Source organism: uncultured Maribacter sp. (assembly GCF_963975365.1).
GTDB lineage: Bacteria > Bacteroidota > Bacteroidia > Flavobacteriales > Flavobacteriaceae > Maribacter.
In genome coordinates this window covers 469,440-494,751 of record NZ_CAXBGF010000001.1, presented here as the reverse complement: position 1 = coordinate 494,751, position 25,312 = coordinate 469,440, and the positions used below count along the sequence as shown (strand labels likewise).

At 34.9% G+C, this 25,312-nt stretch carries 25 protein-coding genes; 10 read left to right on the top strand and 15 right to left on the bottom strand.

Going from position 1 to position 25,312, the window contains the following annotated elements:
* Window positions 1-42 precede the first annotated feature (42 nt).
* On the top strand, window positions 43-327 hold the full coding sequence (locus tag AACZ49_RS02225) for a hypothetical protein (RefSeq protein WP_339651135.1): 285 nt from the start codon (window positions 43-45) through the stop codon (window positions 325-327).
* Between the two features lie 25 nt (window positions 328-352).
* Window positions 353-718, top strand: a complete 366-nt coding sequence (locus AACZ49_RS02220; RefSeq protein WP_339651132.1) for a DUF2200 domain-containing protein — start codon at window positions 353-355, stop codon at window positions 716-718.
* Window positions 719-934: 216 nt separating this feature from the next.
* Here the strand turns inward: AACZ49_RS02220 and AACZ49_RS02215 are convergent, their stop codons facing one another.
* The gene (locus tag AACZ49_RS02215; protein ID WP_339651131.1) at window positions 935-1,069 is read right to left on the bottom strand and encodes a hypothetical protein; all 135 of its coding nucleotides are present in this window, start codon (window positions 1,067-1,069) and stop codon (window positions 935-937) included.
* Between the two features lie 233 nt (window positions 1,070-1,302).
* On the opposite strand from AACZ49_RS02215, the gene AACZ49_RS02210 reads away from it, so the two are divergent.
* From AACZ49_RS02210 to AACZ49_RS02190, 5 genes are all read left to right on the top strand, one after another.
* A complete protein-coding gene (locus AACZ49_RS02210; protein WP_339651129.1) occupies window positions 1,303-2,541 on the top strand; it encodes a DUF2130 domain-containing protein in 1,239 nt (412 codons plus the stop codon).
* Window positions 2,542-2,803: 262 nt separating this feature from the next.
* The gene (locus AACZ49_RS02205) at window positions 2,804-3,340 is read left to right on the top strand and encodes a hypothetical protein (protein WP_339651127.1); all 537 of its coding nucleotides are present in this window, start codon (window positions 2,804-2,806) and stop codon (window positions 3,338-3,340) included.
* 43 nt (window positions 3,341-3,383) lie between these two features.
* Window positions 3,384-3,968: a hypothetical protein gene (locus tag AACZ49_RS02200; RefSeq protein WP_339651124.1), complete on the top strand. Its 585-nt coding sequence runs from the start codon at window positions 3,384-3,386 to the stop codon at window positions 3,966-3,968.
* Window positions 3,969-4,224: 256 nt separating this feature from the next.
* Window positions 4,225-4,602 carry a hypothetical protein gene (locus AACZ49_RS02195; protein ID WP_339651121.1) on the top strand — a complete coding sequence of 126 codons (378 nt, stop codon included), beginning with the start codon at window positions 4,225-4,227 and terminating at the stop codon, window positions 4,600-4,602.
* A gap of 247 nt (window positions 4,603-4,849) precedes the next feature.
* Window positions 4,850-5,176 carry a hypothetical protein gene (locus AACZ49_RS02190; RefSeq protein WP_339651118.1) on the top strand — a complete coding sequence of 109 codons (327 nt, stop codon included), beginning with the start codon at window positions 4,850-4,852 and terminating at the stop codon, window positions 5,174-5,176.
* A 210-nt stretch (window positions 5,177-5,386) separates the two neighbouring features.
* On the opposite strand, the gene AACZ49_RS02185 is transcribed toward AACZ49_RS02190, so the two are convergent.
* The 3 genes from AACZ49_RS02185 to AACZ49_RS02175 all read right to left on the bottom strand — a co-directional run bounded on the left by AACZ49_RS02185 (window position 5,387) and on the right by AACZ49_RS02175 (window position 7,686).
* Entirely contained in the window at window positions 5,387-6,148 is a 762-nt protein-coding gene (locus AACZ49_RS02185; protein WP_339651117.1) for a LytTR family DNA-binding domain-containing protein, read from the bottom strand.
* Window positions 6,145-7,179: a histidine kinase gene (locus AACZ49_RS02180; RefSeq protein WP_339651114.1), complete on the bottom strand. Its 1,035-nt coding sequence runs from the start codon at window positions 7,177-7,179 to the stop codon at window positions 6,145-6,147. Before AACZ49_RS02180 ends, AACZ49_RS02185 begins: the two co-directional genes overlap by 4 nt.
* 123 nt (window positions 7,180-7,302) lie before the next feature.
* Window positions 7,303-7,686 carry a hypothetical protein gene (locus tag AACZ49_RS02175; protein ID WP_339651113.1) on the bottom strand — a complete coding sequence of 128 codons (384 nt, stop codon included), beginning with the start codon at window positions 7,684-7,686 and terminating at the stop codon, window positions 7,303-7,305.
* Between the two features lie 216 nt (window positions 7,687-7,902).
* Between AACZ49_RS02175 and AACZ49_RS02170 the strand changes: the two genes are divergently transcribed.
* Entirely contained in the window at window positions 7,903-8,397 is a 495-nt protein-coding gene (locus tag AACZ49_RS02170) for a heme-binding domain-containing protein (protein ID WP_339651111.1), read from the top strand.
* 23 nt (window positions 8,398-8,420) lie between these two features.
* Here the strand turns inward: AACZ49_RS02170 and AACZ49_RS02165 are convergent, their stop codons facing one another.
* On the bottom strand, window positions 8,421-10,736 hold the full coding sequence (locus AACZ49_RS02165; protein ID WP_339651109.1) for a hypothetical protein: 2,316 nt from the start codon (window positions 10,734-10,736) through the stop codon (window positions 8,421-8,423).
* A gap of 173 nt (window positions 10,737-10,909) precedes the next feature.
* Between AACZ49_RS02165 and AACZ49_RS02160 the strand changes: the two genes are divergently transcribed.
* On the top strand, window positions 10,910-11,590 hold the full coding sequence (locus AACZ49_RS02160) for a head GIN domain-containing protein (protein WP_339651107.1): 681 nt from the start codon (window positions 10,910-10,912) through the stop codon (window positions 11,588-11,590).
* Here AACZ49_RS02160 and AACZ49_RS02155 read toward each other — a convergent pair whose 3' ends face one another.
* From AACZ49_RS02155 to AACZ49_RS02120, 8 genes are all read right to left on the bottom strand, one after another.
* Window positions 11,591-11,773 (bottom strand): CPXCG motif-containing cysteine-rich protein, encoded by a 183-nt coding sequence (locus tag AACZ49_RS02155; RefSeq protein WP_339651105.1) that lies wholly within the window; start codon window positions 11,771-11,773, stop codon window positions 11,591-11,593. It abuts the gene before it with no gap.
* A 5-nt stretch (window positions 11,774-11,778) separates the two neighbouring features.
* On the bottom strand, window positions 11,779-12,456 hold the full coding sequence (locus AACZ49_RS02150; protein ID WP_339651102.1) for a hypothetical protein: 678 nt from the start codon (window positions 12,454-12,456) through the stop codon (window positions 11,779-11,781).
* A 22-nt stretch (window positions 12,457-12,478) separates the two neighbouring features.
* Window positions 12,479-13,798 (bottom strand): TolC family protein, encoded by a 1,320-nt coding sequence (locus AACZ49_RS02145; protein WP_339651099.1) that lies wholly within the window; start codon window positions 13,796-13,798, stop codon window positions 12,479-12,481.
* Window positions 13,799-13,817: 19 nt separating this feature from the next.
* Window positions 13,818-17,087: an efflux RND transporter permease subunit gene (locus AACZ49_RS02140; RefSeq protein ID WP_339651096.1), complete on the bottom strand. Its 3,270-nt coding sequence runs from the start codon at window positions 17,085-17,087 to the stop codon at window positions 13,818-13,820.
* Entirely contained in the window at window positions 17,087-18,217 is a 1,131-nt protein-coding gene (locus AACZ49_RS02135) for an HlyD family efflux transporter periplasmic adaptor subunit (protein WP_339651093.1), read from the bottom strand. The genes AACZ49_RS02140 and AACZ49_RS02135 overlap by 1 nt, the downstream gene beginning before the upstream one ends.
* A 435-nt stretch (window positions 18,218-18,652) precedes the next feature.
* Window positions 18,653-19,537, bottom strand: coding sequence for a hypothetical protein (locus AACZ49_RS02130; protein WP_339651092.1), 885 nt, complete (start codon window positions 19,535-19,537; stop codon window positions 18,653-18,655).
* 214 nt (window positions 19,538-19,751) lie between these two features.
* Window positions 19,752-20,627: a hypothetical protein gene (locus AACZ49_RS02125; protein ID WP_339651089.1), complete on the bottom strand. Its 876-nt coding sequence runs from the start codon at window positions 20,625-20,627 to the stop codon at window positions 19,752-19,754.
* A 161-nt stretch (window positions 20,628-20,788) separates the two neighbouring features.
* Window positions 20,789-22,699, bottom strand: coding sequence for an ABC-F family ATP-binding cassette domain-containing protein (locus AACZ49_RS02120; protein WP_339651442.1), 1,911 nt, complete (start codon window positions 22,697-22,699; stop codon window positions 20,789-20,791).
* Between the two features lie 135 nt (window positions 22,700-22,834).
* Between AACZ49_RS02120 and AACZ49_RS02115 the strand changes: the two genes are divergently transcribed.
* The gene (locus AACZ49_RS02115; protein WP_339651087.1) at window positions 22,835-23,224 is read left to right on the top strand and encodes a DUF983 domain-containing protein; all 390 of its coding nucleotides are present in this window, start codon (window positions 22,835-22,837) and stop codon (window positions 23,222-23,224) included.
* A gap of 2 nt (window positions 23,225-23,226) precedes the next feature.
* Here AACZ49_RS02115 and AACZ49_RS02110 read toward each other — a convergent pair whose 3' ends face one another.
* Window positions 23,227-24,252, bottom strand: a complete 1,026-nt coding sequence (locus tag AACZ49_RS02110; RefSeq protein ID WP_339651084.1) for an FAD-binding oxidoreductase — start codon at window positions 24,250-24,252, stop codon at window positions 23,227-23,229.
* Between the two features lie 111 nt (window positions 24,253-24,363).
* A complete protein-coding gene (gene gldN / locus AACZ49_RS02105) occupies window positions 24,364-25,251 on the bottom strand; it encodes a gliding motility protein GldN (RefSeq protein ID WP_339651082.1) in 888 nt (295 codons plus the stop codon).
* Between the last annotated feature and the right edge of the window lie 61 nt (window positions 25,252-25,312).

Below are 25,312 nucleotides of genomic sequence, written 5' to 3'. Positions count from 1 at the left end.
TGAACAATACTATGACTTTCTATAATGCTATATTCTAAGATTATGCAAAAGAATAGACGTATACCTATTGTACTTTTTCCATTGGTTATATTACTAGTACCTTTAATAGCCATGCAGTTCACCAATGAAGTACATTGGACCATAACCGATTTCATAATCGCCGGAGGTCTTTTATTCGCAGCTGGTTTCGCTATCGAAATTGTAACGAGAAAAATAAAGTATAAGGCCTACAAACTGGTTTTACTAGTAGCTATTTTTAGTGTTTTAATACTTATTTGGATGGAACTCGCAGTGGGAATATTCGGCACTCCATTTAGTGGTAATTAAATATAAGAACCTAAAACTTTTCTTCATGAAATCAACAAGCCATCACGATGAACGTATTGCAAAAATGATATTTGCTTCGGTGTATCCACATTACGTTGCAAAGGTTGAGAAAAAAGGTAGAACCAAAGAAGAATTGAACCATGTAATTGAATGGCTTACAGGGTTTAATGAAAACAGATTACAAGCGCTAATAGATGAAAAAGCAACTTTTGAATCTTTTTTTGAGCATGCCACATTAAATTTGAATGCCCAATACATTACCGGTGTTATTTGTGGTTATAGGATCGAGGAAATTGAAAACCCTTTAACCCAAAAAGTAAGATACTTAGACAAGCTGGTAGATGAGTTAGCAAAGGGCCGCAAGATGGAGAAAATTTTACGCGTTTCATAAATTGAGCCTGTTTGCCATTGAAGAGGGTATAAAGAAACCTATGCGTGTTCCAAACCTGTTCTCGATACATTTTCTTATAGAAAATACTCGAACTGACAGACCGTTCTTTGTTCAGCTCCTGTGAGCCATTTTATATTAAGTCAGCTTGTCACTTCGAGTGAATTTTGGAGGTGGACTTATTATATTTAACTGAACACATGAAAAAAAACCAAGCAGTTACTCCTCCTTTTTCTTGTCGTTCTTCATTAAACTAAGTACGATAAGTACAAGCCCTAAACATACGGCTCCGAAAATGGCAATGAGAATAACGCCATAGCTCCAGTTAACAAGAGGTATCATCTGTAAAATCATAGGTCGGTGATTTAAATTCGAACAAATTTATTATTCCATGACAAGGCAACATATGACATTTGTCAGTATTCCAAAAATATATAGCACCGTGCATTTGGTATCTTCTTAGCGAAGTGTTGAAAACTATAGCACTAACTATTGCTTAACCGTATATAGGTTTATATCTTTATACACTGGTCTTATTTCATACGCGAACGACTGAGGTACCCACAACGCAAACGTATTTAAACAACATGGTAGATAAAATAAAATGTCCGAATTGTGGGCACGAATTTGATGTAGAAGAAGCACTTTCGGGTAAAATGCAAGCGCATTTTAAAGCCGAATACGAGCGTAAAGTTGCTGAGCAGGCTGCAATTTTCAATAAAGAACGTGGTAAACTCGCACTTGAAAAAGAGGAGTTCGAGAAGAAAAAGGAAAAAGAGAACGAACTGTTCAAAGAAAAGCTTGAACAACGCCTTGCCAAAGAATCGGAGAAAATACAAAAACTGACCAACGAGACTTTTGAGCAACAATTAAAAGCCCTACAGCAAGAGAACGAGAAAAAGAAAGAGGAAAACCGGGTCTTACGTTCGCAAGAAATCGATTTGCTAAAACGTGAGAACGAACTAAAGGAAAAGGCCGAGGACCTTAAACTAAACGTACAAAAAGAATTGCTCGAAAAACAGACCGAAATAGAAGAAAAAGCCAAGGCCAAAGAACGGGAGTCGATGGCGCTGAAAGAGAAGGAATACCAAAAGCAACTGGACGACCAAAGAAAGCTAATCGATGAAATGAAGCGTAAGGCCGAACAAGGTTCTATGCAAATGCAAGGTGAGGTACAAGAATTGGCACTTGAAGAGCTTTTAAGGGCAACGTACCCTTTCGATGAAATCGATGAAATCGGTAAAGGTATTCGTGGCGCAGATTGCATACAAACGGTTATAAATTCGTTACAACAAACCTGTGGTTCTATTGTTTACGAAAGCAAACGCACCAAGAATTTCAGTAACGATTGGATCAATAAACTGAAGCAAGACCAAATTAATTGCAAGGCAGATATTGCCGTAATTGTTACCGAGACCTTTCCGCCAGACATGGACCGCTTCGGTGAAAAGAACGGTGTTTGGATCTGCGGATTTAACGAGGTAAAAAGTGTGTCGCTCGTATTACGGGAGTTATTGCTGAAAACACAATCGATAAAATCATCTGACGAGAACAAGGGCGATAAAATGGAACTTTTGTACTCATACCTAACCAGTAACGAGTTCGTGCAGAACATTAATAGAATTATCGAGAACTACGATTCTATGATCAAGCAATTGAACTATGAAAAGAAAGCGGCGTTCAAGAATTTTGCCGTTCGTGAAAAGCAGATTTGGGGCGTACAAGAAAATATAAACGTACTTTTCGGGTCTATTAAAGGTATTGCGGGCAATGCCTTATCGACATCCACCATTTTAGAATTACCAGATGCTGAAATTGATGAGTAACACTTAAAAAAAATAGGTTTTTACACCTAATTTAGTCCTCTTTAAAAATCTTACGGGCTGATATTCAGCACACTTATTTATATTGGTGCTTTTTGGGATTCTAGAAAATTTGAATTAAATTGTAGGGAGAAGTCAAATTTCGGCGCTGTTTTAAACGTATATGGTAATGTTATTTTCGTGAAGATGCATGCACTGCTTTCGCAGGTATCGTACCTTAGGTTTTATTGATAAACTGGTATTTACTTTCCTAAAATTAGAAGCTATGAAATCACGACCCCTTAGATTAGTAGTGCTCCTCTTCTTTATATTCATTACCAGCACTACCCTTTTTGCGCAAGACAAAAAACTAAAAGTACATGCTCTTAGTTTTGGAGCAGGTATCGCCACGGCCGATACCAATCATACTAATAGAGGTCTTGGCATTAACCTAGACTTCTCGGCTATTGTAAACGACCATATTATCTCTTTATATCTCAACTCCGGACTCAATTTAACCGACATCGGCGCCAATGAAGATTTCTATGAGTTTAATGTTACCTACGGTAGAATATGGTCTTTTGACACAAAACTAGTTTTAGAAGGTCATGTAGGAGTAGGTCTATTTGTTTATAATGTGGAAAGAGGTCCTAATCCGTTTTTTGTCAATATACCCGATAATACCATAGGTTTTCCACTACGGGCAAAACTGCTGTACTACCCTATCGGTAGCTTTGCACTAGGCATAAACCCGAATGCCAACTTCAATTCCATTGCGGATACCTATTCGTTTAATGTAGTGTTTCAATATAATTTTAATTAGAGCTATCTTATTGATCGAAAAAAAAAACACCAGAAAGTAGCATATGAAAGGGATTCTTCGAGCGGCTTTACCTATGATTTTTATGACACTTCCTATATCTTTAGGTGCTATTATGCTGTATTACAGTACTATTCCTTCAATAATATGGATGCAAAATATTGTAATATTTCTAATTTCAAGTATTATCTCATTTATTATTCTGCAAAGAATAAAAGTACCAAAAGCTAATAGTAATGTACCCATTGCGGTATGCTCAATACTCTTAGTTTTGACATTTTTTGATAGTGGATCAAGTAGTGTGCATAGGTGGATATCAATTGATCCAATCAATGTGCATATAAGTAGTATAGTATTACCAATCTTAATAATTGAATTAGGTAAAAATCTAAGCTTTCATAACTGGTGGTCTACGGCACTTCTAATATTGGGGGTTACAATAGTACTATCATTTCAACCTGATGCTTCAAATACGACTGCGTTTACATTTGCTTCATTTATTATTCTATTTAAATTCATTACTAAAACCATACAGTATCTTGTATTGTGCATACCTTTAATAATTTCAATTCTGACATGGGTTCATCTTGACAATCTACAACCAGTACCTTATGTTGAAGAAATACTTTAAATGGCTAAAAACATTGGCCAAAGTACAAAACGAGACCACAAAAAATATTCCTAAGTTCGATATCCGATCATAGTAACGTTAACATCTACGGTAAATCAATAATATAAGCATAGTGTACCAAAGGCCATAGCCAATAAAATAAATTCGCAGCTTTAGAACAGTGCCTACCGAACCACAACTACTAGCACGCATTGTAAATTTTCTTAACTCGATACAAATATCGATAGTCGAGAAAAGTTTACCTAATGACACCTTTTTGCCTGGACTGAGAATTGAGGGCGGTACCATTTTAATGGATTTGAAACAGTTGAAATATCCGGGAAACCTCTTACATGAGGCAGGGCATATTGCAACAAACGAAGAAACGAGAAGACTATTAATAGGCACACCGCAGATAACGGCCGATTGGCAAACCGACGGCGATGAAATAGCCGCCATTCTATGGTCGTATGCAGCGGGAACCCATTTGCAGTTAAACTTGGATATTGTCTTTTATCCCGGTGGTTATAAAGATGGCTCCGAATGGCTCATTGAACAATTCAGCAGTAAAAATTATATTGGGTTACCGCTATTAGAATGGATGTCGCTGTGCACCAAAGAAGAATTTCCAAAGATGAACAAATGGTTACGGTAATGCCGTTGTCTACATTAAAGACAACTTAATTGTAAAACAAGGGTTGACCCTATTCGCAATGACGTTAAAAAAAGTAAAAACAAAATAGACTACTACGCACCAGTGACCTAAAATCGCAAACAATACATGGAACCTAAGAAACAGTTCAGAGATAGCATACAATTACCTTTTACCTTCGATGTAGATAAGATGCGCCGAGGCACAGGCCTAACAAAATGACCAGTACGAATATTACAGGGTACTAGCTTTGCGTGCACCGGCCCATCTGGTAGATAGATCATTACCTTATCCGCCACCGGCAAACGATTCTGCAGACGGTACTTGGACCGATTGGATGAATACCTCATTTTTAGAAAAATCGCCCTATCTAAAAAGTATAGTCGATACGTTTCTCCAATACACCACGGTAAATTTGGTCAGACTATTATTTTTAGCGCCAAATTCAGTAATTAAAGAACATACAGACCCCACTTTGGCCATAGAGGAAGAAAAATCGATGATCCGACTTACGATACCCATAGATACCAATGAAGGTGTATCGTTTATCTTGAATGATACTCTGGCACCTATGTAAATGGGTGAATGTTGCTATTTACGATTAACAGATCCGCACCGTGTAATCAATAATGGGGCCACCGACCGAATTGACCTAACCATAGATATTATACCAAACGATACAATTATAGCTATGATCAACAAGGCTGTTAAAGGTTGATACATATCTATATTCCTAAATACGCAAACAGACCAACTAAGCAGAATACCAAAAATTATTACTGGTTTATTATGAACCCACCCAGTTTTTAAACTCCGATGCTTTTGCCTTACTTACCACAATACGCTCGCTGCAGGGTGGTTGTACTTCCACTAGTAATTTACTGTTGAAATGGAATTTGATGCTTGCAATAGCATCTCTACGCACAATAAACTGGCGGTTCGCCCTAAAAAATATCGCAGGATCCAAAGCTTCCTCAATTTCCTCTAATTTTACATCTAAGGTGTATGACTTGTTATGGTCCGTAACTGCTTTTACCACTCCCGTATCAATAAAGAAATAAGCAATATCGCTTGTTTTAACAGGTAGTAATTGGTCGCCCTGCCCCACTAAAAAGGTCTGCTTAAAATTGGAGGGTTTAGTTTGAATTAACTGTAATAGATTTTCTATTTGCAGGTTATCGATTCCCTTTTGTTTATTTTGTTCATTAAACTGGTCTATAGCATCTGACAGTTCTTCTTCATCTATTGGTTTCAACAAATAATCAATGCTATTTACCTTAAAGGCCTTTAATGCATATTGGTCATAGGCAGTAGTAAATATAATGGGTATATTGATTTCTACCTGGTCGAAAATCTCGAACGAAATACCGTCCGCCAAATGAATATCCATAAATACCAACACGCCATTATGCGGTTTTGAGAAATAATCAACTGTAGCTGTAACCGTATCCAAAATTGCAATTACCTCAATGTTTGGATTAATTTTGGCAAGCAAATACGAAAGGTTATCACTGGCGGCAAGCTCGTCTTCTACAATAATTACCTTCATACCTTATGGTTTAGTGGTAGCTCTACTTTAAAGATATCATTATCGGTGCTGACTTTTATCTCATGTTTCAATAAAAGTGCATATCGTTTTTTAAGATTCATTAATCCTGTTCCAGTGCCTTCTGCCAAAGTACTTCGGCTACGAATGGGGTTTTCTATAAAGATAGATTCTCCTTTAGAATACACTTTTACAGTCAACGGGTTTGTAGAGGATATTTCATTATGCTTTACCGAATTCTCTACCAATGACTGTAATGCCAACGGTGGCAACTCACGCTCGAGCAACGAGGCATCAATATCTATCTGAATATTTAAACGGTCGCGGTAACGTGTTTCCATTAAGAACGAATAACTTTCTAAAAACTTTAATTCTTCTTTTACCTGAACCAGATTCGTATCGCTACTCTGCAAAATATAACGGTACATATAAGAAAGCTTTTTTACGAACTGGGTCGCTTTTTCATTTTCTCTAATTAACGAGGTAAGCGAGTTTAGGGAATTGAACAAGAAATGAGGGTCTATTTGATTTTTTAATGCGGATAGTTCATTCTCTAAATTTTGTTGCTTTAGCTGTTCATTTTCAATTCTACTATCTTGTTTATCGGCGCTTACCCGAAGTAACCTAGCAATAAAAAAGAGCACTATAGAAAGATTGATAAATGTAAAATCAATCCAACCTTCTTCACGTTGCTCTAAAGGTCTACCATTTATGAAGGGATAAAAGGTTTTGATTAAAAAAATTACCATGAACAATAACGCTAAATTTACAGTGGCAATAACCATCCACTTTAATAGAGCGGGCCATTTGAACCCTTCATAATCGATATTGGCATTCAGTTGTATAACTGACCAAGCGAAGCAGAAAAAGAAAAAAAATCGGTACAAAAAATCTACAACCCAAGTAATAGAGAAATCGAGGTTGCCATCCATAATACCATTATACAGATAGATGGTTTTTGGTAGGGATACTAAAACACCTAACAGTAGAGATGTCTTTATAATTTCACCTTGTTTTACTTTAGTAATTGCCATGTAATCTATTTTTAATTGGAATGTTTCAAATGTACATTAATTAACGTATTTCATTTACCTTATTACAAACACAATGGTCTTCACCTAAGTGAAGACCAAACTGAATGAATTTAAACTAACTTCTTAAAGTGCATAGGCATTGAAATTAGCAGGTAAATATGCTGCAGTATCAAAACCTAAGTCTACTATTTCTTCACTTTCAAATATTTCAAAATCTTTATCGGTCAAGTTCATACCTGAGTAAGCATCGAATTCAATAGGTAAGTATTCAAAAGTATCGAAACCTAAATTTACCTCTTCTACTACCTCAACTACGGTAATGTCATTTGGGTTTATCATAATCAGATTTACATTGTTGGCAAGTTGCGTTTCAAAAGAAGCAATATAATCTGAGAACAATGATGCCATTTCTGCCTGTTCTGCTTGTTTGTGATGGTGTATACCTCTAAAGGATAAGAAGGCTGCGGCCAGTACTAATAAAGTTGCAACGATTTTAAAATTTTTCATGATTTTTATATTTTAAGATTTGACTTTTTTTAAGTATACACCAAAGATATCTATGATTTCAATTGCTAAATGGTATTAATAAGCGAACCGACTTTTTTGCCACCTAAAACAACCTTAGTGCGAAATGAAGTTTTAATACTTTGAAAATGAAGTGCCTAAATAAGTAAAATTGTTTAATTTTAATACACACAACTTGAACCTTAAAGCATTAGCACCATGTGGAAAAAAATAGTAATTGCCCTAGCAATCATTTTGGTAGTCATTCAATTTATACGACCAGAAAAAAATATTTCAGGAAATGAAACCTACGCGATACAAACTAAGTACAACATACCGAATGATGTAGAAAACATATTACAAGTTTCATGTTATGACTGCCATAGCAACACTACTGAATATCCTTGGTATTCAAATGTGCAGCCAGCAGCTTGGTTTTTAGCAGATCATGTTAATGATGGTAAAAAACATTTGAATTTTTCTGAATTCACCAATATGCCGCTCTTTGTACAAAACCATAAGCTAGAGGAAACCAAAGAGATGGTAGAAGAAAAAGAGATGCCACTACCTTCCTACACCTATTTTGGACTTCACCCAGAAGCCAATCTTACCGATGCACAACGGCAGAAAATTATTGATTGGGCAGATTCTCAGATGAATTACCTAGAACAAACCTACCCGGCAGATAGTTTGGCGTTCCCGAAAAGGAATTAGTTTTTATATATGTAGTGGTTGTATTATTTAGTAAACCATTTACGCACAGTTTCTTCTGCCAATTTGTTATTGGGCGTAAATGCACTATTGTCTTCACCACGGTACTCTAAAAAGCTTGGAAACTTCCACCATAGTATGCCTTTGCACCATGGTTCGTTCTCTATACCCTTAAAAATGATTTCGTAGCAACGTGCTTGCATTTCTTCATTTATGCTTTCATCGGCCTCTGCATGCGGATTCTTCCATGGGGCGTCTACACTTCTAAATCCGATTTCGGTAAAAACGATAGGTTTTTCGAAACGATCGTATACCTTTTCAATCTTCTTTTTTACCAAATCGAAATTTCCACTCATCTCCTGATCGGTAGGATTATCGTTCTTACTCAACGGGTAATAGCAATTGAGGCCGATATAGTCCAAATCATCCCAAAATTCAATATTTTCAAATTCTTCTCCCCAATTAGCAGCATAGGTAAGATGACCTGAAAACAGGCCTCTTGTTTTCTTAATCATATTGCGCCAAGTATCAGGTTTCGACAACGTTGCTTTTGTAAACTCAACTCCTATACAAAGCGCATCTATACCATATATTTCAGCTAAAAAGGCATAATGGCGAATCCATCGATAATAATGATCATGAAACAAATCCCATTCTTCGTCACTAGGCATTTCAATACCTCCTGGCCAACTACCACCTACATAAATTTGAGGTTTTAACATAGTGTACATACCCATATCATGTGCAGTCGTTAACGCATGAACCACGGCCTCATCATTTTCACTTCCGGCACTATTACTAAAATGAAGGGGTGTAGCTTCATTTATATTGTCAATACCGGTATAGGGAACAATGGCCATAGCATTACTGCCCATAGACTTTTGCTTCAACAACGATTCTGTGGCCTTTTTAGAACCATAGCCATTATAAATACTGTAACCTTCATGAGCAAAATTGAACCCTTTTAAATAGGGGAGCTCTTTCTTAACCATTTCTTCCTTCGGATAGGTTTTCGAAAGGTTTTTTAAATATAACTGCCACTTTGCTTCTAAGTCTTTTATTTCTTGGGTAGATAGTACTACATTTTTATAGTGGGATAAAAAAGTTTTTTTACCCCATGTTTGCATTAAAAAATCTACAAAAGACCCTGCCATGCAATCTCGTATTAAAGATGATTCCATTTCTAGAAAAGAATTATCGAGTAGTTCTGAAACTGGTAAGGTATTATCTGATTCGGCCAATCGTGCAGACCAGTACTTATACCCTTTCATTTGCCATTTATCAGTAAAAAAAATGGGCATTCCATAGGTAAGAATATCTTTATTAGAAACCCCTAATAGATGGCGTAACAGCAATTCATTATCCTTTCCAATGTTGTTGTTCTTATATATTTTATTGGCAATGATGTGTACAGAATTATTCAACGTATCGAAATGCGCTTGGCTCGTATTACCGGTAATTAAGCCTTTTTCTTCTGTATTGTTATAAAAATTATACGTGATTTTCGGAAAATTATCATTGTCCAAAAAGGCGAAGACCTTTGAGGTATTTCGTTTTATTTGCTCCTCAATACTTTTTACCTCAGATGGTTTTAAAGCATTCTTGTGATTTACGAACTGATACTTCTCTGCATTCAGCAGCACCTTATTACCCTTAGAGAAATCAAAAAAGGTACTGATATCGGTTTTCCATTGTTCATTAAAATCTCCCATGACCACACGTTGATTATCATTGTAGAGTTCATAATTTAGATTCTGCCAGTAAAAAGACCTTCCGTTTTCTATGACCTTTTCGGCAAAGAAAGCGAATACCTGTTGCGCATTTGTTCCTGTCATAAAACTAAATGGCATTTTGTGCATTAAAGGATTAGGATAAAAACTCACTGATAAAACAGAATTCTTATTCGGTATTTTATTTGAACCTATCTCAATCTCTTTCGTATTCATCTGAAAAGGAGTTTGGTCTATAAATCTTTTTAGTACCTTATTCTCTTGAATGGCACCCAATAGAAAAACAACGTTCTCCCTTAGATTTTCTTCCGTAACCTCATCTGCGAGTTTATACAGAATTTTGGCACTGCGCCACGAATCGGTAGGTTCTAGCAACGAAAGCTCTTTGAGTATCTGTTCATATTTATTGCTTAGCACACTATCCTTTGCTGCATAAATGACCAGTATTTCTCTTTTTTCAAAAAAACTACGTCGGAGTTCTCGCCTTGTAGGTATGGAATCTAACGTTTCAGATACCACTTTAATTTCGGTTTTCGGGAAATATTCCACTCCAGCATAACCAACGATACCTAACGCTACAATCAAAGCTAGTAATACATATTTCTTTTTCATACACTGCAATGAATACATTTATCTGTTTAAGATAGTAAAACTGCAAAACGTGAGCGAAAACCTTACCATTATTTAACTTTTACAAACAAACCCCTTAAAAAACATGGAAAACCAAGTTTTGCGAATAAATCAGAAATGAAGTGTAACTTTGAAGTACATATTACCAATATTTCATGAAACCAATCATCATCATTGCCATTTTTATCTGTTCAACATTTTCTTGTTTTGCACAGAGTATTTCGACTATTCCTTTACATAAATTTAACGCGCTTAAGGTTTACGATCGTATTACCGTAACTCTCATTAAAGGTCAAGAGAATAAACTTGTATTGAGTGGTGTCGATAAAGATGACGTTAGTATAACCGAAAACAACGGACTTTTAAAAGTGAAAATGGCTATTAATGAGTTTTTATCTGGCAACGAAGTAAATGCTAAACTATACTTCACAGAAGAATTAAAGGTAATCGATGCCAACGAAAATGCTAGAATCGTTTCCAGTGGAATTATCAAGAGTTCGACAATAGAAATTAGGTCGCAAGAAGCCGCCTTAATTACTTTAAATATTGATGTAGAAACGGTTAATGCGAAAAGCACTAGTGGAAGTGAATTAAAACTTACTGGCACTACTAATTACCAAGATGCCAATATAAATACCGGCGGCAAACTATACAATAAGGACTTAAAGTCGAAAACTACTTCAGTTATCGTTTTAGGAGGTGGTATAGCCGAAGTCTATGCAAGTGAAAAGGTAATTGTCAAAGTAAAAGCGGGTGGCTCTATACAAGTTTTCGGAAATCCGAAAACTATTGATAAGGATGATAGGTTTGGTGGTAGAATAGAATTCAACAACTAACTACTGCTCTATACTTTGAGCATCGAACGCTATTAGTTCGTTATCTTCAAAACGTGGTGTTAACTCTATTGGGTTACAACACACTTCGCAATCTTCTACATAGGTCTGTTGGATAATAGATGGGTCTAGAAGCATAGAAACTTCTTCCCAACAATATGGACATTGAAAAAAATGCTCGTACATAGTGTTTATGCCCCTTTCAATTTTTTAGCCAATTCTTTTAATGTAAGGGTCTGTACTAAGTTATCGGCATTGGAAGTAAAAATGGCCAGGTCACCTAATTTCAAAAACAACTTGTCTTCATCGGTCTCTATAGCTATTTCAGATGCATTTGCTTTAATCTCGTCTAACTTAATATCGAATCGTTTCTTTAAGGTAATTAAGCCATTGAAATTTGTAAGTTCAAAACCGGTATAATCAAATATCCGTTTTAAACCACTAAAAAACCCAATACCTATGAATATGCAGCCAGCAATAGCAAATTTATAGGCTAATGAAAACACATCTAGCTCGTCTCCATTAATGAAGGTAAACACTAGGTTTATACAACCATACACCCCAATCAAGAAAACGATTACTCCTAAAATAATGGCCGTGATATCGTTAACCATAGCCTTTTTAGTTCTTGTAACTCGAATACCTTCAGCACTATTTTCTGCTATAAAACCGAAATCCTTCAAATATTCTAGATTTTTTATTTGAGTCAGTTTATTTGAAATAGAAATTTCTAATGGGCTAAAATCTATTTGAATATCACGTTTCTGTATTTCATCTCTTAAACTTAACTGAGATTCAAACGTAAGAAGTGACTGCTGATACAGTATCTCTATTAGCTCGCTATTTGTTCTTTTGATATACATGTCCATACCTTACCTTATTAAGTAACTGTTACAGTTCAATATTTAATAATTGTCCCGTAAGTTGCAGTAATTGAAGCTCTGCCAACTTAGCATCGTACTTTGCTAAATTTTTGTTCGTCTGCGCATTCAATAAATTTATTTGAGCCTGTCTAAATTCAATAGATGTAATACTACCTAATTGAAATTGTTCGTTAGAGCGTTCAAAGTTATTCTGATTGGTCACGACATTCTGTTCTTGCAAGCTAAAAACCTGCAATCTATTCAGGTAGTTTTCCTTGGCGTTTTGCACATCTCTTAAAACCTGTTGCTCTATTTGGTCTTTAATAGTTTCTTGGTTATCCAGAACTATTTTCGCATTCTTTATCTGTGTAATACCATTACCACCATCAAAGAGGTTCCAAGTAAGATTCAAACCGGCAGATATTCCTGTTGAAACACTTGAAGCTAAAAAGTTAGTTGCAGGAAAATTACCTTCGTTCCAACCATATGATCCAGTAAGGCCAACGGTTGGTAAAAAAACAGACTTACTAGATTTATAAGCGTAATCGTTTATTTTGATATTTTTTTCGGTCTGTAATACGCTTACATTATTCGCAATACCTTTATCTAAAAATTCTTCTAAACTTATAGGGTTTACAAAGGCGATAACAGTATCGACCTCAAAAGAGCTTGCAAGATCTCGATTCAACAATAGATTTAAATCTCGTTTTGTATTCCTAAATGTTTGTCTTGTATTCATAAGATTGATACTATCGTTTACCAAATCTACTTGTGCATTTAAAACATCTAACTTATTTGTCTGACCATACTCAAAACTATATTCAGAACGTTGTAAGCGCTTTTGTGTATTCGAAAATGTGTCTTCTAAAACCTTAATATTCTCAGTAAGTCTTGCCACTTCAAAATATACAGTATATAACTGTATCATCGTTGTTTCTATGGTTTCTCTAGTTTCAAGTTCACTTAAACCATATTCCTCCTTAAGTCTTTTATAATCATACCAACGGCCTAGACCATCAAATAAGGTGTAATTTAAATTTAAAGAAGCATTGTAACGTGTAGTTTCGGCACCATCAATTGCCCTAACGCTACCATCTTGAAAAGTAGCTTCTTGATTGCTTTGATCAAATGACCCACCAGCATTACCTGTTAAACTTGGCAAGTAGCCAGAATTTAAAATGTTCTTATTATTATCGGCTATTTTTAAATTGTTTTTAGCAATGATTACCCCAAAATTATTTTTTAAGGCAAGTGCTATCGCGTCTTCTTTTGAGAGTGTATTCTCTTGTGCGAATACACTACAAAATGGAATTAACAACAATAAATGGATGAATCGTAATCTAATCATTATACTATACTTCTAATTTCTAATGAATATTTGAACTAACTTCTGCGTGATCTTGATGACTCTCATCCTCGATTGAATGATTCTTTTGACCTTCTAGATGTGCAGCTTCCTTACGCTCCGTAATGGCTCTTTCTACTTCTTCTTTTGTAATCTTATGACCAGAAGCCAACATTTTATTACCAGCTTTTAGATTATTACTAAACGATAGAAATAGTGGCAACATCAATAACGTTAATATGGTGGCAATACCAATACCATAGGCAATAGAAATCGCCATCGGTTTTAAGAATTGCGCTTGTCTACTAGTCTCTAACATTAGTGGAGCCAAACCTGCAATAGTTGTAATCGAGGTAAGGAAAATTGCCCTGAACCTAGATTTACCTGCTTCGAAAATAGCATTGTCAAAGGTCATACCTTCACGTAAGTTAGAATTGAACTTACCAATTAGCACCAAGCCGTCGTTCACCATAATACCAATTAAGGCAATGATTCCTAAAATCGATAGTACGTTGATAGGAAAATCGTGAATCCAGTGTCCCCATGCTACTGCCGTAAAACTGAAAGGCACTAAAAGCAATAACATTAAGGGCTGACTAAAGCTTCTAAACGTAAAAGCAATAGTGATGTATATTAAAAGTAAAACGGTGAACCCTACCAACTTCAAAGAGCCTGTTAATTTACCCAACTCTCTATTCTGCCCTTCATAGGAAGCATTAACCGTTGGATACTTGGAGTGTATTTCGGGCATGATGACATTCTGTATTTCTGTCATGATATCCGTAGGACTATCCTTTATATCTTTCATGTCTGCAGATACCTGAATTTCGCGCCTGCCCTCTAATCTATTAATTGCAACATCACCACGCTCAATAGTGTAATCTGCTATTTCACTCAACGGAACACGTTCACCAGTAGGCGTAACAATTCGCATATCATCTAAATTGGTAATCGATGAACGCTCATCTTTTTCATATCTTACCCAAACTCTAATTTCATCTTGCGATCGTTGAAAACGCTGTGCCTGCACTCCGAAAAATCCTGATCGCACCTGTGCCATTACCGCACGAAGGTCCAGACCTAACAAATACGCATTCTCTTTTAAGGTCAATCGAATTTCCTTAATACCAGCTGGATCATTATCAGAAATATCTTTTAACCTGGAGTTATTCAACAAAATGTTCTTTAATTCAACCTTTGCCGCTTTAAGCTCTTCAATATTGTTACCTAAGAGCGAAACGGATACAGGAGAACCACCAAAGTTTCCACCTGAACCATATATTAAACTTTCTACTCCAATAACCGGCCCAACAAGCTCTTCCAGTCTATTGGTTACCATATCTGAAGAAATCTCATCGGGTCTTTCCTCACCTGGCAAAAGGTTAATATTTAATTGTGCTGTTGATGAACCAGGACCCAAACGTCTAATCACATTCTCAAAAAGCTTTTTATTAGTGCCCTTTAGATATTTTTCCGTCAATTCCTGATTTACAATTTCTGCTTTTTCCTCTATCATGGAAATAATAGAATCGGTGATTTTCTCGTTTGTACCATTAGGCATTTCTAATTCTATACCTACCCTGTCACTAGCTACCCTTGGAAAAAATGCTGTTCTAATTACTCCACCACCCACAGAACCAAATGTTAATATAAGTGCACCGAGGAAAAGACTAAAAACGAAAATTTTATAGTTCATTGCAAAATGTAATGCAGGTGAATACATTTTATCGCGCATCCACGTCATCATTCTATCACCAAACTCATTTATAACACGCAGTTTGGCAAATGCATTTCCTAATCCAGTTTTTGGCTTATCATTTAAAGGTTGCAATGCTTTAGAGTGTGCCAAGTGAGCAGGTAGAATAATTAATGCTTCTACCAATGAAACGACCAATGTTAGAATAACGATTACAGAAACCTCACCAAAGAACTCACCTATTCTACTATCTAAAAATAGGAATATTGAGAAGGCTAAAATAGTGGTAATAATCGCAGAAATAATTGGAGGCAACACCTCCATAGTACCATCTACAGCAGCCTGTACAGGAGACTTTCCTTTCTCATAATGCTGATAAATATTTTCGGCTATAACTATACCATCATCTACCAAGATACCTATTACGATTATCATACCGAATAAAGACAGAACGTTGATGGTTACATCAAAGAATCCAGCAAAAACAAACATACCTAAGAATGCCACCGGTAAACCGAAGGCTACCCAAAATGCCAATCTTGTGTTTAAGAACAAGGACAAGAAAATAAGCACTAATACCATACCCATTATTGCATTTTCCGTCAATAATTGAGTACGTTGAACAAGGGTTGTCGACTGATCAGATACAATGTCTAACTTGACGTTGTTGTACTTTTCATTAAAATCTTCTATATATTCTTTTACCTGATCTGCAGCAGATATTAAATCTTCATTATTGGTACTTGTAATAGTAGTGCTTACCGATAAATTACCATCAAAATAAGTTGCATTCGGCGATTCGGCAAAACGGTCTTTAACTATAGCCACATCTTTTAATCGAATAACTGTACCTGATGGGTCTGCCTTAACAACTAAATTGTTTAGCTCATCACCATAATACGCACGATTATTAGCTCGTATTAAATATTCCTCTGCATCGGTCTTTATATTACCCCCCGTTACAAGAATATTGGCATTGCTTACAGCATTTGCAACCTCAGTAAATGAAATACCATAAGCCAAAAGGTTATTTTCATTAACCGCAATTTCAATTTCCTCTGCTGGAAAACCCGAAATTTCTATTTGAGAAATACCCTGCATTGCTCTCAGGTCATTCTCAATTTGTCGACCTACACTCTTTAATGTAGCTAAAGGAATATTTTCACCACTAATAGCAAAAGCAATAGTTTGACGAACGGCCTCTAGTTTTGAAACTATTAAAGGCTCCATACCGGTTGGGAATGTTGGCACCCTATCTACCGCATTCTTAACTTCCAATAGCATAAAGTCGATATTCTCTCCTTTTTCTATTTCAACATTAATGGTACCACTATTCTCCCTAGAAGTAGAGGTAACACGGTCAACACCTTGAAGACCTTTAAGATTATCTTCTATCTTTAGTACAATACCTTCTTCAACTTCTTGCGGTGAAGCTCCTGGGTAAGTAATGGTGATTGAAATATTCTTAGAATCCGTTAAAGGAAAAAAAGATGATTTTAAAGACTTTGCTCCTACTATTCCAAATAGGGCAAAAGAAATTACTACAACATTAACGGCAACATGATACCGAATAAAGTATTCTATCAGTTTACGCATTATTCTTTTGTATTTTCCGGTTGTTCAGAGTAAATTTTCACTGCCATACCTATATAAGCTCCACTTAGCGGCTTAGACATTATGGTAACCCCATTGGGCACATCTTTTAGTACTACACGTTTATCTGAAAAATAAACAGGGTTCACATCTATAATATCCAAAACCGAATCACGTACTACAAATATTTTGTTTCCTTCTAAAAGCAAACTTCGATCCACCTCAATAGCATTCTCCTCTTTTCTGGCATCTAAATTGGCCTCTAAGTACATGCCTTCACGTAAATTCTTATTATCTACCTCGATATATGCTTTAACTGTTTGTGTTGCTTGATCAATATTGCCGTTAATTCTAGTGACTTTACCCTTATACTTCGTATTGTCATCTAAATTGGTAAGCTCTACCGATTCACCTACTTTTATAAGGTCTGTATAACGCTTACTGATTGAAACTTCAAGCTCATATATCTCCGGATTTATAAACTCTCCTAATTTTTGACCTGACCGAACTAAAGTACCTTCTGTAACCAAGGCTTCGGTAAGTACTCCAGAAAAAGGAGCAGCAATACGGTATTTAGAAAGTCGTTGTTCTAAATTCTTAACATTATAATAACTTGTTAAAATACCTCTACCGGAAATAAAGAATTTCTCTTTCTCCGTATTCAATTCTGGAAGCGCAGGGGTACTTTTAGACATATCAAAGTTCGTCAAGTAATCTTGCCACTTCGAATAGATATCTGGATAATCTAAACGTAAATCTGGCATAACCGCCGTAAGTTGATTAAAGAGGTTGCTTTTCGAAGATTGAACACTTGCCGCATATTCATTAGCATCTATACTTATTACTGTTTCACCCTGGAGAAAAGCCTGCCCTTCTTTAAAAAGCTTACTTCCTCTTTTAAATACACCTTGAACTTCAGCATATAATTCTACACGTTGCTTTGCTGTTAAATTGCCGTTTGCAGAAACAATAATAGGCACTGTACCATTTTCAACTACCTCCGTAAAAACAGTTTTAACCACTTTATCAGATTTTGGTTTGAATGTTTTTTTACTATCAATAATAACCTTAGACAAAAAGAAGGATACTACAATTAGTAAAATACCCAGTACGGTAAAAATAATTTTTCGCATTTTAATATAATTTATAAGCGTATTTCAAAAAACACAAGATCAAATATACTTTTTCAGATCCTTAAGACTCTATTTAATTAATTGAAACGACCAAATTCAAAGATGAAACGACTGCTATCCTATTAAAGCATATCTACCCTCTACCTAATTAAGCGTTACATTTTCTAAAATCCATTTTAAATTACCATTAAGACATACCATTATTCTGTTTAAATTAAATACAACCTAATGGATTTTAAAACTGAATTGTGAATTTTAAATTGACGAACCTTAAAACTTTTGAAAAAAGTTAATAAAAAGCGAAACTACAAAAAAACGTATATGGCTTTTAACATTTATATGGTTAAAGTAATCATAAAGTATGCGTGATTATCCTTAAGATGAAAACAAAAAAAGGGATGCTAACAAATCCCTTTTTATATACTTGAAGAATTTTTAATTTCTCTTTACATCCTCCAACTTCGTATCTACCAAGCAAGGCTTAATCGCTTCATGATTACCGAATTTCATATTTAAAAATTCGTCGTCACAATCAAAAATAGTTAAATTTTGACTTTGCATTCTTAATAATGAATTCAAAGACCTAAAGTCATTGCCTTGTAATTGTACAAATTCAAGATTACTTAAAGTAGCCATACTACTTGGTAAATCACCTTCAAATTCATTATAGGAAAGTATAAGCTCTCTTAAATTTATCAACTTACCTAAATCAACCTCTATAGGACCAGTCAACTTATTACCAAAAAGTTCTAACCTTTCTAAATTAGCTAGTTTTTCTATTGACTTTGGTAAACGACCTTCCAAATAATTACTTGAAAGATTCAAAGCTTTTAAATTTTCTAATTCTCCTATTCCGCTTGGTATAGCACCCTGAAATAAATTATTAAAGAGAGATAGGTCTTCAAGGTTTTTCATTTTAGAGTAATCTTGAGGCAATGCACCACTTAATTTATTCATTTCAAGCCGAAGTGATTTTAACGTCCCTAATTCAAATATATCTTTAGGCAAGTTGCCCGCTAAGGTATTGAATGAAAGATTCAAACTCTTTAAATTCTTAAGTACGGCAATACCACTGGGAATTTTTCCGCTAAGATTATTACGGTATAGTTTTAAACCAACAACATGACCATCATTTATTTCAACACCATACCAAGAAGAAGGATCCGCTTTTAAATTCCAGGTGTTCTGCCATTGCTCACCAATAGTACCTTTGAAGAACTCTATTAAATATTGTTTTTCACTTTTAGGAATTTGTGCATTAACCATACAACCGCTCGCGATAAAGAGAAGTATGAAGCTATATTTTAGAATGCTTTTCATAATGAGAAAATTATTTGACCGTAGGTAATCTTTCTAACTTGAAACACTTGTTAGCCCTTTTAAAAAAAAGGGGGCAGACTAAAAAGCACCTACTATATAATGTTCAAAAAATACATTTATGATACTCAGAAAATGTTAAAGTATTTTAACCAAGAAAGAGATGCTGTTCAACATCTCTTTCTTTCACCAAACCAACTAAAAGTGTAAACTACTCTTACTCTTCTATATCTTCAAACTTCGTTTCGGCCATTCTGGTCTTACTTAAGTTGATATCTTTAAATTCAAGTTTTCTATCATCTTTATCATAATCAAAAACTAAGTATTCTTTTGTTTCTAAAAACTCTAAGGCTTTAAAAGAACTGAAATTATTATTTTGAATTTGAAAAACCTCTAAACTTGCCAATTGAGAAAATTCATTAGGAATTTCACCGCCAAGTCTATTATTCGCTAAAACCAACTCTTTCAAATTACTTAGCATACCCATATCTTTTGGAATAGCACCTTCTAATTTGTTTTCAAACAAACCTAATGTTTCCAATTGCGACAACTGCCCTATAGATGCAGGTATATCACCATAAAAATCATTACTTGAAAGATTTAAAATTTTTAAACTTTTTAAGTTCCCTACTGTAACAGGAATTTTACCTGTTAGAAAATTATTATAAGCGGAAAGCTCCACTAACTGGTTTAAATTTCCAATTTCATTTGGAATCTCACCATTGAGCCTATTCATCTCTAATTTCAATACTTTTAAATTAGACAGGTTAACTATTTCAACAGGAAGTACACCAGTTAAAGAATTAAAAGCAAGATTTAATACTTTGAGATGTTCTAGTTTACCAATCTCGGATGATATTGGTCCCATAAGATTATTGTGGAACAAATTAATTTCAACTACTTTATTGTCTTCGATTTTTACACCGTACCATTGAGAAACCGGAGTATTTAAATCCCATTTCTTTACCCAATGATTACCATTAGTAGAAGCATACAAATCCACTAAGGCTTTCTTCTCCTTTTTCGATATTTCTGCAAAACATACTGTTGTTAGAAAAAATAAGCTAAAACTTAAATAGTATAGTTTTTTCATATGTCGGCGTTTTAAAAACTTTCTTAAAGTAAAGAATTATCCTACAAATTTGAACTAATAACGGATAAAACTGAAATTTTATCGTTGACTAACCCGAATTTGTTGTAAAAGCGCCCATTTATGTTGCGTAACCCACAAAAAGCTTTGTCTATGAAATTTGATTACACTAAAGATTCTATATCTAATGTAAGATCCTCCCAATCTTGCATTAGCTTTTCTAATTTATTCTTCTTTGCTTGGTAAGACTCAAAGAAGTTAGATTTAGCAATAGCTTTATCGTAATCTACCAATAGGTTATGGTCTATCGCTTTAATTTCTTTTTCAAGATTTGCAATCTTACTTTCTATAGAGCTTAATTGGTTTTTTAAAGTTTTTAATTTCTTCTGGTCTTGAAAAGAGTTGGATTCCTTTGGCTTCTCCTTTTCAACGGCAACTACCTGCTTTTTTTCAATAGCTCTAAAGTTCTCTACCTTACGCTGTTCTAGGTAGTACTCCACATCGCCAAGATATTCCTTAATTTTTTGGTCCTTAAACTCATAAACCTTATTAGTCAAGCCTTGCAGAAAATCTCTGTCGTGAGAAACCAAAATCAATGTACCCTCAAAGTTTAAACAAGCTTGTTTTAATACATTTTTCGATTTTATATCGAGGTGGTTGGTAGGTTCATCCATTACCAATACATTAAACGGTTGTAACAACATTTTCGCTAAGGCTAGTCGGTTTCTTTCTCCACCCGATAAAACTTTTACATATTTTTCAACTTCATCACCCCTAAATAGAAAAGAGCCTAAAATATCCCGCACCTTACTTCTATTCTTTTCATTGGCAGCATCTATCATCGTATCTAAAATGGTTTTATTACCATCTAAATACTCCGCTTGGTTTTGAGCAAAATATCCTATCTGAACATTATGTCCTAGTTTTAAATGACCTTTATGCTCTAAATCTCCAACAATAATTTTGGCTAAAGTTGATTTACCTTGACCGTTCTGACCTACAAATGCAGTTTTACTATCACGTTCTATTAAAAGATTAATATCATCAAGCACATGGTTGCTACCATATGCCTTTGAAAGCCCTTCAATTTCCACCACGACTCTACCTGGAGTAACAGATATTGGAAAACGTAGGCTCATGACACTATTATCATCTTCATCAACCTCTATACGCTCAATTTTATCCAATTTTTTAATTAAGGATTGCGCCATGGAAGCTTTGGTTGATTTTGCCCTAAACTTTTCAATTAGCCGTTCTGCTTGTTGAATTTCTTTTTCTTGGTTCTTTTGTGCGTTTACCTGTTGTTGTTTGATTTCGTTTCTCAAAACCAAGTATTGCGTATATGGCTTATTGTAATCATAAATACGGCCCAATGATATTTCTATAGTTCTGTTGGTAACATTATCTAAGAACATTTTATCGTGCGAAACAATTACAACTGCTCCTGTATAATTATTCAAGAATTGTTCGAACCAAATAATAGATTCGATATCTAAGTGGTTTGTAGGCTCATCGAGTAACAGCACATCGTTACTTTGCAATAACAACTTAGCTAGCTCAATTCGCATACGCCAACCACCAGAGAAAGTTTCGGTCTTTTTTTCAAAATCTTCTCGTCGAAAACCTAACCCTTGAAGAATTTTTTCAGTTTCACCTTGATAGTTGTATCCTCCTAATATTTCATAATGATGGGATACATCATTTAAATCTACAATAAGCTGACTATACGAATCGGTTTCATAATCTGTGCGCTCTGCCAGTTGATGGTTAATTTCATCTAACTTTAGCTCTAAGTCCTTAATTTCCTCAAAAGCTTGGTAAGCTTCTTCCAAAACCGATCTACCTTGTACGAAATCTATATCTTGCCTTAGAAAACCTATTTTAATATCCTTCTCCACCGCAATAACTCCGGTATCTAAAGCCATATCTTTATTAAGCATTTTTAATAAAGTTGATTTTCCTGCACCATTCTTCCCTACAAGACCTACCCTATTTCCTCCATTTAATCGAAAAGAGATTTCTTCAAAAAGGTATTCTCCGCCAAAGGATACTGATAGGTTGTGAACGTTTAACATAAATAATATTTCTTCTGGTTTATTCTTAAAAACATCACTTATATAATAATTATTCTTAAGCAATATTTGTGTTTAATGGCTTCTCAATTAAATGAAAAGAGCCTTAAAATTGTACCTTTGTGTAAAGTTTTGCAAATGTTAAAAAAAGGAAACAAACTCTACAGCATTTTAACAGGAAGTTGTCCAAGATGTCACCAAGAAAGCATGTATTTGGACAAAAATCCATATCATTTAGGCAAAATCTTTAAAATGCATGAACGATGTCGCCATTGCGACCTTAAATATAAAATTGAACCATCTTTTTTTTATGGAGCTATGTATGTGAGTTATGGAGTAGGAATTGCCTTTGCTGTTGCTGCTTTTGTGACTGCAAAATTAATCATCGGTGCTAACCTCATTCAAACATTTATTGCCATTGTAATTACCATGATTGTTTTTATGCCTGTAATTATGAGATTGTCAAGGAATATTTGGATCAACATTTTTGTAAAATATAATTCAAAGATCAAACTTAAGAACTCCTAATTTCAATTAAACCTTGCAATATCCATTTCATCTAGAAGTGGGACTTCTTTTTCTATTCGCTCATATAATGCTTTAGACGCCCAAGGGGCAATCATAATACCATGTGAACCAAAACCATTTAATACCCATAGATTATTATACTTGGGGTGTTTTCCCACTAAAGGTCTTCTATCCTTTACCGTTGGCCTAACGCCGGCCTCTTGATCAATTACTTGATAAGTACAACCTAATAGCCCGTCTAATTTTCTTTGCAATTCTTCTTTGGCATCTTCAGTGATGCCGTTATCTTTTTGGTCTCTATTGTAAGTTGCCCCAACCTTATATAAATCATCTCCTAACGGAATTAAAAAAATTGACGATTTTATAATGTTCCTTTCTTGAAGACCCTTTGCTTCTACAACCAAGTACTCTCCCTTTGAGCCTTGCATCGGCAAATACTTAAAATACGGATTTTGCATCATACCATAACCTTCAGCAAAAACTATATTTTTAGCTTTAACATCTTTATAACCAACTGAATTCGGTAGAACTTCTAGCTCGTTATAATCAAAAGTATCTACGAATATTTTTTTCTCTTTTTGTAACCAATTCGTAAATCCATCGAAGAGAACTTTGGTGTCTAATTTACCCGTTTCTAAAACCTTGCCGAATTCGAAAGGAATCTTCAATCCTGAATTTTTATTTGAAACCAATCGCGTATCTAAATAGGGTTTCAAGCTTTTTTTATCCGTTGCTTCAAACCATAAATTCTGTTCTTCAATAGATGCGAATTTTCGTAATACATTCAACTTTTCATCAAATTGAATATTCAAAAATTTCTCAAGTTGCTTATAAAAATCAACCGCCACAGCCAGTTGTTCATCTGCCCTCCATGATAAAGTAAAACGTTTTAAGATAATAGGGTTATAAAGTCCACCTGCAACTCTTGAAGATGTTTGCGACTTATCATTAAAAACAACAAAAGTTTTGTTATTTCTACGCAGTGTTTCACAAAACGCAGTGCCTGCCAATCCTAGTCCTACTACCATGTAATCTACCATTGCGCAAAGATAATGACAAAAAATACATTTATTTACAAAAACAAAAAACCCAATCTATCGATTGGGTTTTTCTTATATGAATTGGATGTTCTTTTAAGCTTAATAAGACCACATATCCTGTTCTTTATCTCGAATAGTTTCTTTGATACGTTTAGCTTCTAATAATTGGAACAAAGCATTATCTGAAATATAATCATCTATATTCCTATCACCTTGAACATTATCTTCTTTGTAGATAACTGCATCAAACCTTCGTGCATTCAATAACATATCGAAAGAGATAGGCTGAGCTGAATTTTGTTGGTTAAAAACCTTTGCTTCATGAAGTATTTCACGTGCATCTGGATACCAAACCCAGAAAAGTTCAACCATATCAGGATTATCATCATCCATAAAATTTACATCTGGCGCTACTGGTGCAATACCTAAAAGACGGTATTTTAATTCACCTTGTCTTTTATCAAAATACCATATTCCTTTAATATGATATTCTTCTATATCTGCTGCAGATATATTTCTACGAGTAATATATTCTTCTGAAACAGTTTCACCAGCATTCATTTGCTCATACCCATAATCAAGAGTATCAACCATCTGTAAAGCATCTTTTAAATCGCCGAAAGACCTTTTTTTAGTGAAATAAGAATCCGTATACGTTTCTAATTTTCCACTCTTTAAATTTTTAATTAGAACGTTATATAAAGACCTTCTATCTGGTCCAATATCCATAGTATCTGTTGGATAATATAATGGGAAATTAACTCTCTCGTCTAAATCTATGGTCTCCCATAAAGTTTTAGACCAAAGGATATCCCTATCATCTACATAACCGTATTCTAACGGAGCATCATTATCGACAGCTTTCTGAGCTTCTGTACGCACACCTACCTCATCGGGTTTTTTAGCATTCAATACATTTGCTTGGGCCATTATTGATATTGGCAACATAGTTACCGCCCCCATTACTAAAACATTTTTCCAATTCATGTTTGATTCACTTTAAAATTAACCGGGCAAGACCAATGGCTTACCCGGTAGAATTCCATTT

What these genes read in the sequence shown, in the direction of transcription:
- AACZ49_RS02155 (WP_339651105.1), bottom strand. Translation starts at nt 11,773, where the DNA reads ATGTACGAGCATTTTTTTCAATGTCCATATTGTTGGGAAGAAGTTTCT.
- AACZ49_RS02110 (WP_339651084.1), bottom strand. Translation starts at nt 24,252, where the DNA reads ATGGTAGTAGGACTAGGATTGGCAGGCACTGCGTTTTGTGAAACACTG.
- AACZ49_RS02130 (WP_339651092.1), bottom strand. Translation starts at nt 19,537, where the DNA reads ATGAAAAGCATTCTAAAATATAGCTTCATACTTCTCTTTATCGCGAGC.
- AACZ49_RS02175 (WP_339651113.1), bottom strand. Translation starts at nt 7,686, where the DNA reads ATGAAAAATTTTAAAATCGTTGCAACTTTATTAGTACTGGCCGCAGCC.
- AACZ49_RS02145 (WP_339651099.1), bottom strand. Translation starts at nt 13,798, where the DNA reads ATGATTAGATTACGATTCATCCATTTATTGTTGTTAATTCCATTTTGT.
- AACZ49_RS02205 (WP_339651127.1), top strand. Translation starts at nt 2,804, where the DNA reads ATGAAATCACGACCCCTTAGATTAGTAGTGCTCCTCTTCTTTATATTC.
- AACZ49_RS02125 (WP_339651089.1), bottom strand. Translation starts at nt 20,627, where the DNA reads ATGAAAAAACTATACTATTTAAGTTTTAGCTTATTTTTTCTAACAACA.
- AACZ49_RS02115 (WP_339651087.1), top strand. Translation starts at nt 22,835, where the DNA reads ATGTTAAAAAAAGGAAACAAACTCTACAGCATTTTAACAGGAAGTTGT.
- AACZ49_RS02150 (WP_339651102.1), bottom strand. Translation starts at nt 12,456, where the DNA reads ATGGACATGTATATCAAAAGAACAAATAGCGAGCTAATAGAGATACTG.
- AACZ49_RS02140 (WP_339651096.1), bottom strand. Translation starts at nt 17,087, where the DNA reads ATGCGTAAACTGATAGAATACTTTATTCGGTATCATGTTGCCGTTAAT.
- AACZ49_RS02210 (WP_339651129.1), top strand. Translation starts at nt 1,303, where the DNA reads ATGGTAGATAAAATAAAATGTCCGAATTGTGGGCACGAATTTGATGTA.
- AACZ49_RS02215 (WP_339651131.1), bottom strand. Translation starts at nt 1,069, where the DNA reads ATGATTTTACAGATGATACCTCTTGTTAACTGGAGCTATGGCGTTATT.
- AACZ49_RS02185 (WP_339651117.1), bottom strand. Translation starts at nt 6,148, where the DNA reads ATGAAGGTAATTATTGTAGAAGACGAGCTTGCCGCCAGTGATAACCTT.
- AACZ49_RS02135 (WP_339651093.1), bottom strand. Translation starts at nt 18,217, where the DNA reads ATGCGAAAAATTATTTTTACCGTACTGGGTATTTTACTAATTGTAGTA.
- AACZ49_RS02170 (WP_339651111.1), top strand. Translation starts at nt 7,903, where the DNA reads ATGTGGAAAAAAATAGTAATTGCCCTAGCAATCATTTTGGTAGTCATT.
- AACZ49_RS02200 (WP_339651124.1), top strand. Translation starts at nt 3,384, where the DNA reads ATGAAAGGGATTCTTCGAGCGGCTTTACCTATGATTTTTATGACACTT.
- AACZ49_RS02225 (WP_339651135.1), top strand. Translation starts at nt 43, where the DNA reads ATGCAAAAGAATAGACGTATACCTATTGTACTTTTTCCATTGGTTATA.
- AACZ49_RS02165 (WP_339651109.1), bottom strand. Translation starts at nt 10,736, where the DNA reads ATGAAAAAGAAATATGTATTACTAGCTTTGATTGTAGCGTTAGGTATC.
- gldN (WP_339651082.1), bottom strand. Translation starts at nt 25,251, where the DNA reads ATGAATTGGAAAAATGTTTTAGTAATGGGGGCGGTAACTATGTTGCCA.
- AACZ49_RS02220 (WP_339651132.1), top strand. Translation starts at nt 353, where the DNA reads ATGAAATCAACAAGCCATCACGATGAACGTATTGCAAAAATGATATTT.
- AACZ49_RS02120 (WP_339651442.1), bottom strand. Translation starts at nt 22,699, where the DNA reads ATGTTAAACGTTCACAACCTATCAGTATCCTTTGGCGGAGAATACCTT.
- AACZ49_RS02180 (WP_339651114.1), bottom strand. Translation starts at nt 7,179, where the DNA reads ATGGCAATTACTAAAGTAAAACAAGGTGAAATTATAAAGACATCTCTA.
- AACZ49_RS02160 (WP_339651107.1), top strand. Translation starts at nt 10,910, where the DNA reads ATGAAACCAATCATCATCATTGCCATTTTTATCTGTTCAACATTTTCT.